Genomic DNA, 14,447 nt, shown 5'->3' on the forward strand with positions numbered 1-14,447 from the left:
TAGTGCTCAATCTTCGAACGGGGGAGGGATTGTAGCAGAAAGCGAGGCCCAGAGAAGACCAGGCTGCTTTTTCAGGCAGCCTGGAAAAGGTCAATCAGCAGGCTCTGGCGGCAAGCGGCGTATAGCCATTACGCTGTGCGCTCTTGATCCAACTGTAAGAACCCCCGTCAGCAGAACATACTCAAGCGACATCGCATAAACGCCCTGTACTGCATGATTTCCAACGGGCAGTATTTGAGTAATTCATAGAGCACTGGGTCGCGTACGACCTGGCGTAGCCCTAAAAGCCAGTCGTCTGGAAATTCTGCGTTTTTCATTATGTTCATGGTATCTCGCCCCTTGTCAGAAAGGACAGGACCGCCGTCCCGCACATCCGAAATACGCCCGCTAAAAATGCCGCTTATCTCCCGGTTCATTAAATCAGGCGGGACATCTGTCCTGCAATGGCGAAGAGTATATGTCTGACGGCCTAAGGAGTGATAAAGTGACGGCCAATCTTTGCGACGTGAGAACACAATAATGGCAAAAATGGCAGCAGCACTGCATATCCTTGTAAAAGAAGAGAAACTGGCTTTAGATCTTCTGGAGCAAATTAAAAACGGCGGCGATTTTGAGAAGCTGGCGAAGAAGCATTCTATCTGCCCATCCGGTAAAAAAGGCGGTCATTTAGGCGAATTTCGTCAGGGCCAGATGGTTCCGGCATTCGATAAAGTAGTCTTTTCCTGCCCGGTACTGGAGCCAACCGGCCCGCTGCATACTCAGTTCGGTTACCACATCATTAAAGTATTGTATCGCAAATAAAAAGCCGGGTAGCGGCTACGCCTTACCCGGCCTACATCGTCTGCTTGATTTTGTAGGTCGGGTAAGCGCTAGCGCCACCCGACAAGGTATATCAACCCGCTACCGCAATACGCTTCATATCCGTCATATAGCCGCGCAGTTTCTTACCTACCTGCTCAATCGCATGACTACGAATCGCGTCGTTCACGTCGCGAAGCTGTGCGTTGTCTACCGCGCCTTCCGGGATAGCACTACCCAGATCGCCCGGTTGCAATTCCGCCATAAACGGTTTCAGCAGCGGTACGCAAGCGTAAGAGAACAGGTAGTTACCGTATTCTGCGGTATCGGAAATAACCACGTTCATTTCATACAAGCGCTTACGGGCGATGGTGTTGGCGATCAGCGGCAGCTCGTGCAGTGATTCGTAGTAAGCGGACTCTTCGATGATGCCGGAATCGACCATGGTTTCGAACGCCAGCTCAACGCCCGCTTTCACCATCGCAATCATCAGCACGCCTTTATCGAAGTACTCCTGCTCGCCGATTTTACCTTCAAACTGCGGCGCGGTTTCGAACGCGGTTTTACCGGTCTCTTCACGCCAGGTCAGCAGTTTCTTATCGTCGTTAGCCCAGTCAGCCATCATGCCGGAAGAGAATTCGCCGGAGATGATGTCATCCATGTGTTTCTGGAACAGCGGCGCCATGATCTCTTTCAATTGCTCAGACAGCGCGTAAGCACGCAGTTTCGCCGGGTTAGACAGACGGTCCATCATCAGAGTGATGCCGCCCTGCTTCAGCGCTTCGGTGATGGTTTCCCAGCCGAACTGAATCAGTTTTTCCGCGTATGCCGGGTCGGTGCCTTCTGCCACCAGCTTGTCGAAGCACAGCAGAGAACCGGCCTGCAACATACCGCACAGAATGGTCTGCTCGCCCATCAGGTCGGATTTCACTTCCGCCACGAAAGAAGATTCCAGTACGCCCGCACGGTGACCGCCGGTGGCCGCCGCCCAGGCTTTCGCAATCGCCATACCTTCGCCTTTCGGATCGTTTTCCGGGTGAACGGCGATCAGCGTCGGCACGCCGAAACCACGTTTGTACTCTTCACGCACTTCGGTACCCGGGCATTTCGGCGCTACCATCACCACGGTGATGTCTTTACGGATCTGCTCGCCCACTTCCACGATGTTGAAGCCGTGGGAGTAGCCCAGCGCCGCGCCGTCTTTCATCAGCGGCTGTACAGAACGCACCACGTCGGAGTGCTGTTTGTCTGGAGTAAGATTAACCACCAGGTCCGCCTGCGGGATCAGCTCTTCGTAGGTACCCACTTTGAAGCCGTTTTCGGTCGCTTTACGCCAGGAAGCACGCTTCTCAGCAATGGCTTCTTTACGCAGGGCGTAGGAAATATCCAGACCGGAGTCACGCATGTTCAGGCCCTGGTTCAGCCCCTGAGCGCCACAGCCGACGATGACCACTTTTTTACCCTGCAGGTAGCTCGCGCCATCGGCGAATTCGTCGCGGCCCATAAAGCGACATTTACCCAGCTGCGCCAGCTGCTGGCGCAGATTCAGTGTATTAAAGTAGTTAGCCATGATGGTGTACTCCGTGATGTTGTGTTGTCGCGCTTATTGTTCGGTTTACAGATTGCTATCTGTGTGAATGAACCCACATTACAACAGGAAATTTATTGCGGAAATTGATATATTCACAACGTTATGTTGCGGTTTATGCAACGTCAAAAACCGGAGGTCTGTCTGTGGATTTACGCGATCTAAAAACCTTCCTGCATCTGGCGGAAAGCCGCCACTTTGGCCGCAGCGCGCGGGCGATGCACGTCAGCCCCTCCACGCTCTCCCGGCAGATCCAGCGGCTGGAAGAAGATCTCGGCCAGCCGCTGTTTGTGCGTGATAACCGCACGGTCACGCTGACCGAAGCGGGTGAAGAGCTGCGAGTGTTTGCCCAACAGACACTTTTGCAATATCAGCAGTTGCGCCATACCCTCGATCAGCAGGGGCCGTCCCTTTCCGGCGAACTGCATATTTTCTGCTCGGTGACCGCGGCATACAGTCATCTGCCGCCGATCCTCGACCGTTTTCGCGCCGAACACCCTTCTGTTGAAATCAAATTGACGACCGGAGACGCTGCCGATGCGATGGAAAAGGTGGTAACGGGAGAAGCGGACCTGGCAATCGCCGGCAAACCAGAAACGCTGCCCGGCGCGGTGGCGTTTTCGATGCTGGAAAATCTGGCGGTGGTGCTGATCGCCCCGGCGCTGCCCTGCCCGGTGCGTAATCAGGTTTCGGTTGATAAGCCCGACTGGTCGACGGTGCCGTTTATCATGGCCGATCAGGGGCCGGTACGCCGCCGCATTGAGCTGTGGTTTCGCCGCCATAAAATCAGCAATCCGCAGATTTACGCCACCGTCGGCGGTCATGAAGCGATGGTCTCAATGGTGGCGCTGGGCTGCGGCGTGGCGCTGCTGCCGGAAGTGGTGCTGGAAAACAGCCCGGAACCAGTGCGCAATCGGGTGATGATTTTAGAGCGCAGCGACGAAAAAACGCCGTTTGAACTGGGCGTCTGCGCGCAAAAAAAGCGGCTGCATGAGCCGCTAATTGATGCGTTCTGGAAGATTTTACCGAATTAGTTTTACGGTCCTACCATTACCCGAACAGGCTTCCCAATACGGCTAAGTATATTCACCAGAGCATCAATGGTGAATTTGCTGCATTTCTTGTTGACGACATCAGAAACGCGCGGTCGGGATATATGCAAAACTGTAGCAACCTCGGCTTGCTTCATCTGGTTTCGCGTAATCCAGAGGGTAATTTCTTCCATGAGCTGTTCTTTAATGGCTAACGTGTTTTCGATTTCACTCAGGGAATCAGCGTAAAACTTTTCTGCGTCCTGCTTATGAAACCCCAAATCAGCAAAAACATTACCGCCAGATGGCGTCACATGGCGAATATCACTATCAGTTTTGGCAATCACAAGCTGTTTCTCCGTTGTTGCACCAGCCGGTTATAACGCGTTCTGGCGATGTTTTTATCGTGCTGACTGGTTTGTTGCGTCTGTTTTTGGAAACTATGCAAAACGTAGAGTGCTTCTTCAAACTTAGCGACATACATAACGCGATAGATACCATTGTTGTCACGAATCCGAATTTCATTTACCCCAGTCCCAATTTCTGAAAACGGTTTCCAGTCATCCGGTTCAATTCCATATTGAATTTTATGAAGCTGATAACCGACTGCTTTACGTACCGTTATGGGAAAAGCCAGGAGATCCTCCAGAGAAGATCCCACTCATCGAATTTCTTTTTCATTGGAGAGAGCTCGGGTGAGTAACATAACATCCTTGTGTATAAAATTTTATACATTGTTTTTAACAGGTGCGAGTGATGGCGGTGCTAACGATATGGTGAGCCGAGTTTCACCACAAGCAGATTGGGCGCCTTCTGGAAAACGTCTCGCAAAATTAAATGAGTGGATGCTCCGGACTGGCAGAAAAGCCCAATAACTGAGGGAAGATCATATCTGGATATCAGGCCCACTTTACTTTGTGGGCCTGAAAAACTAAACGCTGAATTAACCCGCCAGAAAGAACCGGAACGCCGGGTTATTGCTCTCATCATGGCATTCATAGCCCAGCTCATGCAGCCGGGTTTCGAAATCCGGCTCATGATCGCCTAACTCGAACGCCGCCAGCACGCGGCCATAATCGGTACCGTGGCTGCGGTAATGGAATAACGAAATATTCCAGTGCGTGCCAAGCGTATGCAGGAATTTGAGCAACGCACCGGGCGACTCCGGAAATTCGAAACTATACAAACGCTCCTGTAATGGCTTGGAGGGGCGTCCGCCGACCATATAGCGCACATGCAGCTTCGCCATTTCATCGTCGGAGAGATCCACTACGCTATAACCGCCGTCGCACAGTTGGGTGATAATCTCTTTTCGCTCCTCCAGCCCCTGACTGACGCGGACGCCGACAAAAATACAGGCATTTTTCGCGTCGGCAAAACGGTAGTTAAATTCGGTGACCATACGCCCGCCAAGCAACTGGCAGAATTTGAGGAAGCTCCCTTTTTCTTCCGGAATGGTCACCGCCAGTAGCGCTTCGCGCTGTTCCCCCAGCTCGCAGCGTTCAGACACATAGCGCAAGCCGTGGAAGTTGACGTTGGCGCCGGAAAGGACGTGCGCCAGGCGTTCGCCGCGAATATTGTGCTGGGCGATATATTTTTTCATCCCCGCCAGCGCCAGCGCGCCGGACGGCTCCGCCACCGCACGCACATCTTCAAACAGATCTTTCATCGCCGCGCAGATAGCGTCGCTATCGACTGTAATAATGTCGTCGAGATATTCCTGGCACAGGCGGAAGGTTTCGTCGCCGATGCGTTTTACCGCCACGCCTTCAGCAAATAACCCAACGCGCGGGAGATCCACTGGATGACCTGCTTCCAACGCCGCTTTCAGGCAGGCGGAATCCTCCGCTTCGACGGCAATCACTTTGATTTGCGGCATCAATTGTTTGATCAGTACCGCTACGCCCGCCGCCAGGCCGCCACCACCAACCGGCACAAAGACACGATCGAGATGCGAATCCTGCTGAAGCAGCTCCAGCGCCAGCGTGCCCTGCCCGGCGATCACCATTGGGTGATCAAACGGCGGCACCCAGGTAAAACCCTGCTGCTGCGCCAGTTCAATAGCTTTCGCTTTCGCTTCATCAAAATTAGCGCCGTGCAACAGCACTTCGCCGCCAAAACCGCGTACCGCATCGACTTTAATATCCGCCGTTGCTTTTGGCATGACGATCAGAGACTTCACGCCAAGCCGTGCGGAGGAGAACGCCACGCCCTGTGCATGGTTCCCCGCCGACGCGGTAATCACGCCGTGGGCTTTTTGTTCTTCGGTCAATCCGGCCATCATCGCGTAAGCGCCGCGCAGCTTAAAGCTATGTACCGGCTGCCGGTCTTCGCGTTTGACGAGAATAACGTTGTCCAGACGTGACGAGAGCTTTTCCATTTTTTGCAGCGGCGTCACCTGTGCCGCTTCGTATACTGGCGCGCGTAGCACCGCGCGCAGATACTCCGCCCCTTCCGGCGCGACTGACAGAGGTTGAGATTCCGCCATCATCAACCTCCCAGTTTCGATTTATCGCGCACCGCGCCTTTATCGGCGCTGGTCGCCAGGCTGGCGTAGGCACGCAGGGCAAACGAAACCTGACGCTGACGATTTTTCGGCGTCCAGGCTTTGTCGCCACGAGCTTCTTGCGCCTCGCGGCGTGCGGCGATTTCAGCCTCGCTCAACTGCAACTGAATGCTGCGGTTCGGGATATCAATCGCAATAGTGTCGCCATCTTCAATCAACGCAATAGTGCCGCCGCTGGCCGCTTCCGGCGAGACGTGGCCGATGGAAAGACCCGAAGTACCGCCGGAGAAACGCCCATCAGTGATGAGCGCGCAGGCTTTGCCCAGCCCCATCGACTTCAGGAAACTGGTCGGATAGAGCATTTCCTGCATTCCCGGCCCGCCTTTCGGCCCTTCGTAGCGGATAACGACTACATCGCCTTCCACTACTTTGCCGCCGAGAATCGCCTCTACCGCGTCGTCCTGGCTTTCATACACTTTAGCCGGGCCGGTAAATTTAAGGATGCTGTCATCCACGCCTGCGGTTTTCACAATGCAGCCGTTTTCGGCGAAGTTGCCATACAGCACCGCCAGACCGCCGTCTTTGCTATAGGCATATTCCAGCGAGCGGATGCAACCCGCTGCGCGGTCGTCATCCAGCGAATCCCAGCGACAATCCTGCGAGAACGCCTGGGTAGTACGGATACCGGCAGGGCCAGCACGGAACATTTTTTTAACCGCTTCGTCCTGCGTAATCGTGATGTCGTACTGTTCCAGCGTTTGTGGCAGCGTCAGGCCTAATACGTTTTTCACGTTGCGGTTCAGCAGCCCGGCGCGATCCAGCTCGCCTAAAATGCCCAGCACACCGCCGGCACGGTGAACGTCTTCCATATGGTATTTCTGGGTACTTGGCGCCACTTTACACAACTGCGGCACCTTGCGGGACAGCTTGTCGATATCACTCATGGTGAAGTCGATTTCCGCTTCTTGCGCCGCCGCCAGTAGATGCAGAACGGTATTGGTCGAACCGCCCATCGCAATATCCAGCGTCATCGCATTCTCAAACGCCGCCTTGTTGGCAATGCTTCGTGGCAGTGCGCTTTCGTCATCCTGCTCGTAATAGCGTTTAGTCAGTTCAACAATCCGCTTACCGGCATTGAGGAACAACTGCTTCCGGTCAGCATGGGTCGCCAGCAGCGAACCGTTGCCCGGCTGCGACAGGCCCAGCGCTTCGGTCAGGCAATTCATGGAGTTAGCGGTAAACATGCCGGAGCAGGAGCCGCAGGTTGGACAGGCGGAGCGTTCAACCTGGTTACTTTGATCGTCAGAGACTTTCGGGTCCGCGCCCTGAATCATGGCATCAACCAGATCGAGCTTGATGATCTGATCGGACAGTTTGGTTTTCCCGGCTTCCATCGGTCCGCCGGAAACAAAGATCACCGGAATATTCAGGCGCAGCGAGGCCATGAGCATCCCTGGGGTGATTTTGTCGCAGTTGGAGATACACACCATCGCGTCAGCGCAGTGAGCGTTCACCATGTACTCCACGGAGTCGGCGATCAGCTCGCGCGACGGCAGTGAATAGAGCATACCCCCGTGCCCCATGGCGATCCCGTCATCCACGGCAATAGTGTTGAACTCTTTCGCCACACCGCCGGAAGCTTCAATCTGTTCGGCGACCAGCTTACCGAGATCGCGCAGATGAACGTGACCCGGCACAAACTGAGTGAATGAGTTCACCACGGCGATAATCGGTTTGCCAAAATCACTGTCGGTCATTCCGGTGGCGCGCCACAGCGCGCGGGCACCCGCCATATTACGACCATGGGTGGTGGTGGCGGAACGGTACTTAGGCATGCTTTATTTACTCCCCATCTTTTCCCTTCATACTTCACGCCACAGGTGCGTTGGCTGCCTCACTCACCCCAGTCACTTACTACAGTAAGCTCCTGGGGATTCGCTGCGTTGCCGCCTTCCTGTGACGCAAATTATTTTGGGAAAATATTAATTTTATTTATTATGAATTTACCGGATCCAACCAGCCCCATTTATCCTCGGTTTCTCCAGTGAAGAGACCAAAGAAGGCTTGTTGAATACGCTTGGTAACAGGGCCGCAACGGCCTTCACCTACCTGGATACCATCAACGCTGCGTACCGGAGTAATTTCTGCCGCGGTTCCGGACATAAACACTTCGTCGGCCAGATACAGCGATTCACGGGACAGCACCTGCTCGCGCACTTCAATACCCAGCTCTTTCGCCAGTTTGATGATCGCGTCGCGAGTAATGCCTGGCAGCGCGGAAGAGGTAAACGGCGGAGTAAACAGCACGCCATCTTTTACCTCAAACAGGTTTTCGCCTGCGCCTTCGGAGATATAGCCGTTTACATCCAGGGCGATGCCTTCCTGATAGCCGTGGCGGCGCGCTTCGCTACCCACCAGCAGTGAGGAAAGATAGTTACCGCCCGCTTTCGCGGCGGTTGGAATGGTGTTCGGCGCAGCGCGATTCCAGGAAGAAACCATCGCATCGATCCCCTGATCCAGCGCTTCGGCGCCCAGGTATGCCCCCCACGGGAACGCGGCGATGATGACGTCAGTGGTGTATCCCGGGGGCGGGTTAACGCCCATACCGACATCGCCGACAAATACCAACGGACGGATATAGGCGCTGGTCAGATTATTTTTACGAATTACGTCGCGGCAGGCTTCCATCAGCTCATCAATGCTCTGGGAAACCGGAAAACGATAAATTTTTGCTGAGTCGCGCAGGCGCTGCATATGTTCACGATGACGAAACACTACCGGGCCTTTGTGAGAGTCGTAGCACCGAATCCCTTCAAATACCGACGTACCGTAGTGCAGCGCGTGAGACATTACGTGAACCTTCGCGTCTTCCCAGCGCACCATCTCGCCATTGAACCAAATGTAATCAGCTTTTTTCGTCGTCATTTTTCTTCCTTTTGCGCTCAGGCGCGGATTTGTTGTGATGTGGCAGCGCTCTGGCAGATTGCGACATGCGCAACATCTACCAGTTTACTTAACTGACTAAACAGTAAGTCGACCGACCGGGGACTGGCAACGGTCAATTCAATATTTATATTCTGCGCATCGGTCGCGGCTTCCATATTCATGGAGCACACCTGAAAACCACGATGGCGTACCACGCGTAAAACACGTTCTAAGGTTTCTGGATTAAAGCGTGCCGATACATTGACCTGATGTTGCATCATGATAATTTCTCCAGCATTTCAGAGTTACTGGCGCCAGGCGGCACCAACGGCCAGACATTTTCAAGTTCGTCGATTGAGACGTGAAGCAGGTACGGCCCTTCGCTTGCCAACATAGTGTCAAGTGCCGCTTCAACCTGGTCTTTACGAGTAATGTGCTGGCCTGGAATGCCGAAGGCGCTGGCCAGCATGAGGAAATCGGGGTTATCGGTCAGGGTGGTTTCGCTATATCGCTCCTGGAAAAACAGTTGCTGCCATTGTCGAACCATCCCTAACCGCTGGTTGTCGAGTAAGACTATCTTCAACGGTAACTGCTTGCGTTTTACGGTGCCCAACTCCTGAACATTCATCATGAAGGAGCCGTCACCGGAGATACAGATAACGGTATCATTCGGTCGCGCTACCTGTGCGCCAACGGCCGCCGGTAAGCCGAATCCCATCGTCCCCAGACCGCTGGAGGTGATGAAGTTCTCCGGGCGGGTGTAAGTCATATGCTGGGCTGACCACATCTGATGCTGCCCCACATCCGTCGTCACCACGCTGTCTGCGGGTTTGCGTTCCGACAATTGCTTCAACAACAACGGCGCATAGATAGTCTCGCCAGGATGGTCATAGCGCCAGGCGTGTTCTGCGCGCAGCTCTGCACAGGACTGACGCCATGCGTCGATCTTCAGCGGTTGCTGTAATGCCGGCAACAGCGAATTTAAATCTCCCTGCAACGCGACGTGTGCCTGACGCAGTTTGTTCATTTCCGCCGGGTCGATATCCATATGGATTACGCTGGCGTTCGGCGCAAACGTATTCAGCTTACCGGTCACCCGGTCATCAAAACGTGCACCCACTGCGATCAGTAAATCACACTCTTGCACCGCGAAATTAGCCGCTTTAGTACCGTGCATTCCCAGCATGCCCAGATAGTACGGATAATCAGCTTCAACAGCCCCCAGCCCTTTCAGCGTGCAGGTAACTGGCATTTGCGTTACCGCGATAAATTTACGCAGCGCCGGAACCGCCTGCGCCATACCAACACCACCGCCGACGTACAGCATGGGTTTTTTCGCCTGTTCCAGCATCTGGCGCGCCTGTTCCACATCAGCCTGCGAGAATGTCGCTTCGTTAGCAACGGTAGTGAACCAGGGCTCCAGCGCTCCGCTGGCTAACTGGATATCTTTCGGGATATCCACCAGAACCGGGCCAGGACGGCCAGCGTTGGCGACTTCAAAAGCCTCCGCCATGATGCGCGGCAACTCTGCCAGCGACTGCACCAGGAAGCTGTGTTTGGTACAAGCCAGCGACAGGCCTAACACATCCACCTCCTGGAACGCATCGGTGCCGATGAACGGGGCGGAAACCTGACCCGTGATCGCGACGACGGGGACCGAATCTAACAACGCATCCGCCAGGCCAGTGATCAGGTTAGTGGCACCAGGGCCGGAAGTGGCGATACAAACACCGGTTTTGCCGGTAGAACGGGCATAACCGATTGCCGCCATTGCGGCACCCTGCTCGTGTCGGCACAACAAATGCTCCACACCACCGTCATACAACGCGTCGTAAACCGGCATAATTGCGCCACCAGGATAACCAAATACGGTTTTCACCCCCTGCGCTCGCAAAGCATGTACCACCCACTGTGCCCCGTTCATAGTTACATCCCCGTCGTAAATCTTGAGAAACAGAATTTTATGCTGTTATTCACGCTCTGCTCCTCGCTTAAGTTTTTCAGGCCAAAAAAAACCCCCGGACCTTTCGGTGCGGGGGTCTTAGTTCGTTAAGGCTTGATTTCTAAGCCTTTCCTCGTCCAAGTGCAGCCCCGCACGGTGGGATAATAATCACCACCACGCTAATCACGACCAGGCTAATCACTCGTAGAAGGGCTGTCATTTTTGTCTATTCTTGCATCTTGTTCGAAGGAATACCTAAAGAGTTACCATAGGTTTTGCCAATAGCACAAGATATTTTTTTAACCACGTTTCAGATAATGCAGGTGAATGCCTACAAGGGCTTTGTTTTTTATAAGAAAAATTAGCAACTGAAAAATTTTCACGTTTTCCTCCCCCTTTTGGCGCACTCTACACCCTGTTTTCCTTCTTTTCGCTTCTGCGAGCGTTCTTCCAGTTTGATGTTTCTTGCCTGAAAATGACGCCAAAATTCAGGAAGCGGCCGCTAAAAAACAAAAAGTCAGTAATTCGATTTTCTCTTCTATTCCGCATAATCCACGTAACAGGAGGGATTATGTCACTGGCGATTGTTCATACCCGCGCCGCACTTGGCGTCAATGCGCCGCCTATCACTATAGAGGTGCATATCAGTAATGGATTACCGGGACTAACCATGGTTGGCCTACCGGAAACCACGGTAAAAGAGGCGCGTGACCGGGTACGTAGTGCGATTATTAATAGCGGATATGAATTTCCGGCTAAAAAAATAACCATTAACCTTGCTCCAGCCGATCTACCGAAAGAGGGCGGAAGGTATGACCTGCCTATTGCTGTTGCGCTTCTGGCCGCGTCTGAGCAGCTTACAGCGTCGAATCTTGAGGCATATGAGCTGGTGGGTGAGTTAGCGCTTACAGGCGCATTACGCGGCGTTCCTGGCGCAATATCAAGTGCAACGGAAGCCATCAAGGCCGGCAGAAATATTATCGTCGCAACAGAGAACGCGGCGGAGGTTGGGCTTATCAGCAAAGAAGGATGTTTTATCGCCGATCATCTACAAACCGTCTGCGCCTTTCTGGAAGGGAAACACGCCCTGGAAAGACCTTTAGCTCAGGATATGGCATCGCCTACCGCAACTGCCGATCTTCGCGATGTGATCGGTCAGGAGCAGGGTAAACGCGGCCTGGAGATTACAGCGGCAGGGGGACATAATCTGCTATTGATCGGCCCGCCGGGTACGGGTAAAACCATGCTGGCCAGTCGACTAAGCGGGATTCTTCCACCATTAAGCAATGAAGAGGCGTTGGAAAGCGCCGCGATCCTCAGTCTGGTTAATGCCGATACGGTACAAAAACGATGGCAGCAACGTCCCTTTCGCTCACCTCATCATAGCGCCTCACTTACTGCTATGGTCGGCGGCGGCGCAATACCCGCACCGGGAGAGATATCGCTGGCGCACAACGGAATTTTGTTCCTTGATGAATTGCCTGAATTTGAACGACGCACACTGGATGCGCTACGTGAACCTATAGAATCCGGTCAAATTCATTTATCCCGTACCAGAGCGAAAATAACGTATCCTGCCAGGTTCCAGTTAATCGCCGCAATGAATCCCAGCCCGACCGGACATTATCAGGGAAACCATAATCGCTGCACGCCAGAACAGACACTACGTTACCTTAATCGGTTGTCAGGCCCGTTTCTTGATCGTTTTGACCTTTCGCTTGAGATACCGCTTCCACCGCCCGGGATTCTTAGCCAACACGCCTCAAAGGGTGAGAGCAGCGCTACGGTAAAAAAGCGGGTCATCGCCGCCCATGAACGGCAGTACCGACGCCAGAAGAAGTTAAACGCGCGTCTGGAGGGTCGCGAAATCCAAAAATATTGTGTTTTGCATCACGATGACGCTCGCTGGCTTGAAGACACGCTGGTGCATCTTGGATTATCCATTCGCGCCTGGCAGCGTTTACTAAAAGTGGCCAGAACCATTGCCGACATAGAACTGGCTGACCAGATCTCGCGCCAGCATTTGCAGGAGGCGGTAAGCTATCGGGCGATAGACAGGTTGTTAATTCATTTGCAAAAGCTGCTGGCGTAAAAAAAGGGCATTACGCCCTTTTTATTAATCATCAGCTTCGGTGTAGTCTTCTGCGCCTTCAACTTGCGGCTTGCCGCCAGACAAGGTGTGGAAGCGTTTTGGACGCTTGATACGCGTCATATACTTGGACCACACGCGTTCTGCATCCGTTACCGGCTCGCGTTCACCGCGGCATACCGCTACAAACAGCTTCTCTTCTTCAGTCACAGGCTCACGCTTGCCAAGATCCAGATCATTAAAGGCATGACCATGACGCTCAAGCAGTTGTGCCTCTTTAATCGTGAAATCACCGTGACGAGAGAATCCACGTGGATAATGTTTATTGTCAAAATATCGATTAGTCGTCGTAAAGCTTTCCGCCATCCTGCACGCTCCTAATTCTTTGTCTGAGCTATTTATGGCGCGGAGTATTAGTTACGCTTGACAGAGTGTAAAACAAAACATTTAAATCATAACGACAAATAATTTTGTGGAGAGCACAGTGGATACGGAATTGTTAAAAACTTTCCTGGAAGTTAGCCGGACACGCCATTTCGGGCGGGCCGCAGAAGCACTTTACCTGACGCAATCCGCGGTGAGCTTTCGTATCAGGCAACTGGAGAATCAACTGGGCGTAAACCTTTTTACGCGGCACAGAAACAATATCCGTTTAACCACAGCTGGCGAAAAACTTTTACCGTATGCGGAAACGCTGATGAATACGTGGCAGGCGGCACGTAAAGAGGTGGCGCATACCTCACGTCATAACGAGTTTTCCATCGGCGCCAGCGCGTCTTTATGGGAGTGTATGCTTAACGCCTGGCTGGGTCGACTGTACCAACTACAGGAGCCGCAAAGCGGCCTGCAATTCGAAGCCAGAATCGCTCAACGGCAATCGCTTGTGAAGCAACTTCATGAACGCCAGCTTGATCTCCTCATTACTACCGAAGCGCCCAAAATGGATGAGTTCAGCAGTCAGCTGTTAGGGCACTTCACTTTGGCGTTATATTGCAGCAGCCCTGCCCGTAAGAAATCAGAACTCAATTATCTGCGGCTGGAGTGGGGACCAGACTTCCAACAGCATGAAACCGGGCTGATCGCAGCAGATGAAGTGCCGGTATTAACAACCAGCTCAGCCGAACTCGCCCGACAGCAGCTTAGCGCATTAAATGGCTGTAGCTGGCTTCCTGTAAACTGGGCAAATGAAAAGGGCGGATTACATACCGTTGCCGACAGCGCAACGCTTTCACGGCCGCTATACGCCATTTGGCTGCAAAACAGCGATAAATACTCGCTGATCTGCGATCTGTTAAAAACGGATGTGCTGGATGAACAATGAAAATGATGAAAAGAAAAAGAAGGGAACTTACGATTACCTGACCAGGTAATCAGGTAATTTTAGGCAAAAAAAAATCCTTAGCAGATGCTAAGGATTATTTCTGGCAGGGGCGGAGAGACTCGAACTCCCAACACCCGGTTTTGGAGACCGGTGCTCTACCAATTGAACTACGCCCCTAATTAGGGTGGCGGAACGGACGGGACTCGAACCCGCGACCCCCTGCGTGACAGGCAGGTATTCTAACCAA

The 14,447-nt window shown here is 53.2% G+C and carries 15 protein-coding genes, 1 tRNA gene and 2 pseudogenes; 4 read left to right on the forward strand and 14 right to left on the reverse strand.

Annotated elements, in window-relative coordinates; translation table 11 throughout:
* Positions 1 to 94: 94 nt before the first annotated feature.
* Positions 95 to 219 (reverse strand): annotated as a pseudogene (locus tag ACLD3P_RS19410) (nicotinamide riboside transporter PnuC); the annotation flags it as partial.
* Positions 171 to 326 (reverse strand): annotated as a pseudogene (locus tag ACLD3P_RS19415) (Crp/Fnr family transcriptional regulator); the annotation flags it as partial. The pseudogenes ACLD3P_RS19410 and ACLD3P_RS19415, both read right to left, overlap by 49 nt.
* A 193-nt stretch (positions 327 to 519) precedes the next feature.
* Here ACLD3P_RS19415 and ppiC point away from each other — a divergent pair.
* Positions 520 to 801, forward strand: coding sequence for a peptidylprolyl isomerase PpiC (gene ppiC / locus ACLD3P_RS19420; RefSeq protein ID WP_001096806.1), 282 nt, complete (start codon positions 520 to 522; stop codon positions 799 to 801).
* A 91-nt stretch (positions 802 to 892) separates the two neighbouring features.
* On the opposite strand, the gene ilvC is transcribed toward ppiC, so the two are convergent.
* Positions 893 to 2,368, reverse strand: a complete 1,476-nt coding sequence (ilvC, locus tag ACLD3P_RS19425) for a ketol-acid reductoisomerase (protein ID WP_000024943.1) — start codon at positions 2,366 to 2,368, stop codon at positions 893 to 895.
* 164 nt (positions 2,369 to 2,532) lie between these two features.
* Between ilvC and ilvY the strand changes: the two genes are divergently transcribed.
* A complete protein-coding gene (ilvY, locus tag ACLD3P_RS19430; protein WP_000365798.1) occupies positions 2,533 to 3,420 on the forward strand; it encodes an HTH-type transcriptional activator IlvY in 888 nt (295 codons plus the stop codon).
* A 2-nt stretch (positions 3,421 to 3,422) separates the two neighbouring features.
* On the opposite strand, the gene ACLD3P_RS19435 is transcribed toward ilvY, so the two are convergent.
* The 9 genes from ACLD3P_RS19435 to ilvL form a co-directional block, all read right to left on the reverse strand.
* A complete protein-coding gene (locus ACLD3P_RS19435; protein ID WP_411006570.1) occupies positions 3,423 to 3,764 on the reverse strand; it encodes a helix-turn-helix domain-containing protein in 342 nt (113 codons plus the stop codon).
* The gene (locus ACLD3P_RS19440; RefSeq protein WP_115286722.1) at positions 3,761 to 4,078 is read right to left on the reverse strand and encodes a type II toxin-antitoxin system RelE/ParE family toxin; all 318 of its coding nucleotides are present in this window, start codon (positions 4,076 to 4,078) and stop codon (positions 3,761 to 3,763) included. Before ACLD3P_RS19440 ends, ACLD3P_RS19435 begins: the two co-directional genes overlap by 4 nt.
* A 282-nt stretch (positions 4,079 to 4,360) precedes the next feature.
* Positions 4,361 to 5,905 (reverse strand): threonine ammonia-lyase, biosynthetic, encoded by a 1,545-nt coding sequence (gene ilvA / locus ACLD3P_RS19445; RefSeq protein ID WP_001518457.1) that lies wholly within the window; start codon positions 5,903 to 5,905, stop codon positions 4,361 to 4,363.
* Between the two features lie 2 nt (positions 5,906 to 5,907).
* Complete coding sequence (ilvD, locus tag ACLD3P_RS19450; RefSeq protein WP_024797612.1) at positions 5,908 to 7,758, reverse strand: dihydroxy-acid dehydratase; 1,851 nt, start codon at positions 7,756 to 7,758, stop codon at positions 5,908 to 5,910.
* 160 nt (positions 7,759 to 7,918) lie between these two features.
* The gene (ilvE, locus tag ACLD3P_RS19455; RefSeq protein WP_000208528.1) at positions 7,919 to 8,848 is read right to left on the reverse strand and encodes a branched-chain-amino-acid transaminase; all 930 of its coding nucleotides are present in this window, start codon (positions 8,846 to 8,848) and stop codon (positions 7,919 to 7,921) included.
* Between the two features lie 17 nt (positions 8,849 to 8,865).
* Positions 8,866 to 9,129, reverse strand: coding sequence for an acetolactate synthase 2 small subunit (ilvM, locus tag ACLD3P_RS19460; protein ID WP_000983260.1), 264 nt, complete (start codon positions 9,127 to 9,129; stop codon positions 8,866 to 8,868).
* The gene (ilvG, locus tag ACLD3P_RS19465; RefSeq protein WP_134945188.1) at positions 9,126 to 10,772 is read right to left on the reverse strand and encodes an acetolactate synthase 2 catalytic subunit; all 1,647 of its coding nucleotides are present in this window, start codon (positions 10,770 to 10,772) and stop codon (positions 9,126 to 9,128) included. Before ilvG ends, ilvM begins: the two co-directional genes overlap by 4 nt.
* A gap of 2 nt (positions 10,773 to 10,774) precedes the next feature.
* A complete protein-coding gene (ilvX, locus tag ACLD3P_RS19470) occupies positions 10,775 to 10,825 on the reverse strand; it encodes a peptide IlvX (protein WP_192930503.1) in 51 nt (16 codons plus the stop codon).
* Positions 10,826 to 10,911: 86 nt separating this feature from the next.
* Positions 10,912 to 11,010, reverse strand: coding sequence for an ilv operon leader peptide (gene ilvL / locus ACLD3P_RS19475; protein ID WP_001311244.1), 99 nt, complete (start codon positions 11,008 to 11,010; stop codon positions 10,912 to 10,914).
* 351 nt (positions 11,011 to 11,361) lie between these two features.
* On the opposite strand from ilvL, the gene ACLD3P_RS19480 reads away from it, so the two are divergent.
* Positions 11,362 to 12,882 (forward strand): YifB family Mg chelatase-like AAA ATPase, encoded by a 1,521-nt coding sequence (locus ACLD3P_RS19480; protein ID WP_000050210.1) that lies wholly within the window; start codon positions 11,362 to 11,364, stop codon positions 12,880 to 12,882.
* A 24-nt stretch (positions 12,883 to 12,906) separates the two neighbouring features.
* On the opposite strand, the gene maoP is transcribed toward ACLD3P_RS19480, so the two are convergent.
* Complete coding sequence (gene maoP, locus ACLD3P_RS19485; RefSeq protein WP_000840996.1) at positions 12,907 to 13,245, reverse strand: macrodomain Ori organization protein MaoP; 339 nt, start codon at positions 13,243 to 13,245, stop codon at positions 12,907 to 12,909.
* 106 nt (positions 13,246 to 13,351) lie between these two features.
* Here maoP and hdfR point away from each other — a divergent pair, with 106 nt between their 5' ends.
* Positions 13,352 to 14,200 carry an HTH-type transcriptional regulator HdfR gene (gene hdfR / locus ACLD3P_RS19490; protein WP_001541181.1) on the forward strand — a complete coding sequence of 283 codons (849 nt, stop codon included), beginning with the start codon at positions 13,352 to 13,354 and terminating at the stop codon, positions 14,198 to 14,200.
* A gap of 101 nt (positions 14,201 to 14,301) precedes the next feature.
* On the opposite strand, the gene ACLD3P_RS19495 is transcribed toward hdfR, so the two are convergent.
* Positions 14,302 to 14,377 (reverse strand) — tRNA-Trp (locus ACLD3P_RS19495).
* Positions 14,378 to 14,447: the final 70 nt, after the last annotated feature.

Source organism: Salmonella sp. 741265073_HBA (assembly GCF_046569105.1).
Classification (GTDB): domain Bacteria; phylum Pseudomonadota; class Gammaproteobacteria; order Enterobacterales; family Enterobacteriaceae; genus Salmonella; species Salmonella enterica.

Coding starts and splice junctions, on each gene's coding strand:
- ppiC (WP_001096806.1), top strand. CDS start 520: ATGGCAAAAATGGCAGCAGCACTGCATATCCTTGTAAAAGAAGAGAAA.
- ilvC (WP_000024943.1), bottom strand. CDS start 2,368: ATGGCTAACTACTTTAATACACTGAATCTGCGCCAGCAGCTGGCGCAG.
- ilvA (WP_001518457.1), bottom strand. CDS start 5,905: ATGGCGGAATCTCAACCTCTGTCAGTCGCGCCGGAAGGGGCGGAGTAT.
- ilvD (WP_024797612.1), bottom strand. CDS start 7,758: ATGCCTAAGTACCGTTCCGCCACCACCACCCATGGTCGTAATATGGCG.
- ilvE (WP_000208528.1), bottom strand. CDS start 8,848: ATGACGACGAAAAAAGCTGATTACATTTGGTTCAATGGCGAGATGGTG.
- ilvM (WP_000983260.1), bottom strand. CDS start 9,129: ATGATGCAACATCAGGTCAATGTATCGGCACGCTTTAATCCAGAAACC.
- ilvG (WP_134945188.1), bottom strand. CDS start 10,772: ATGAACGGGGCACAGTGGGTGGTACATGCTTTGCGAGCGCAGGGGGTG.
- ilvL (WP_001311244.1), bottom strand. CDS start 11,010: ATGACAGCCCTTCTACGAGTGATTAGCCTGGTCGTGATTAGCGTGGTG.
- ACLD3P_RS19480 (WP_000050210.1), top strand. CDS start 11,362: ATGTCACTGGCGATTGTTCATACCCGCGCCGCACTTGGCGTCAATGCG.
- maoP (WP_000840996.1), bottom strand. CDS start 13,245: ATGGCGGAAAGCTTTACGACGACTAATCGATATTTTGACAATAAACAT.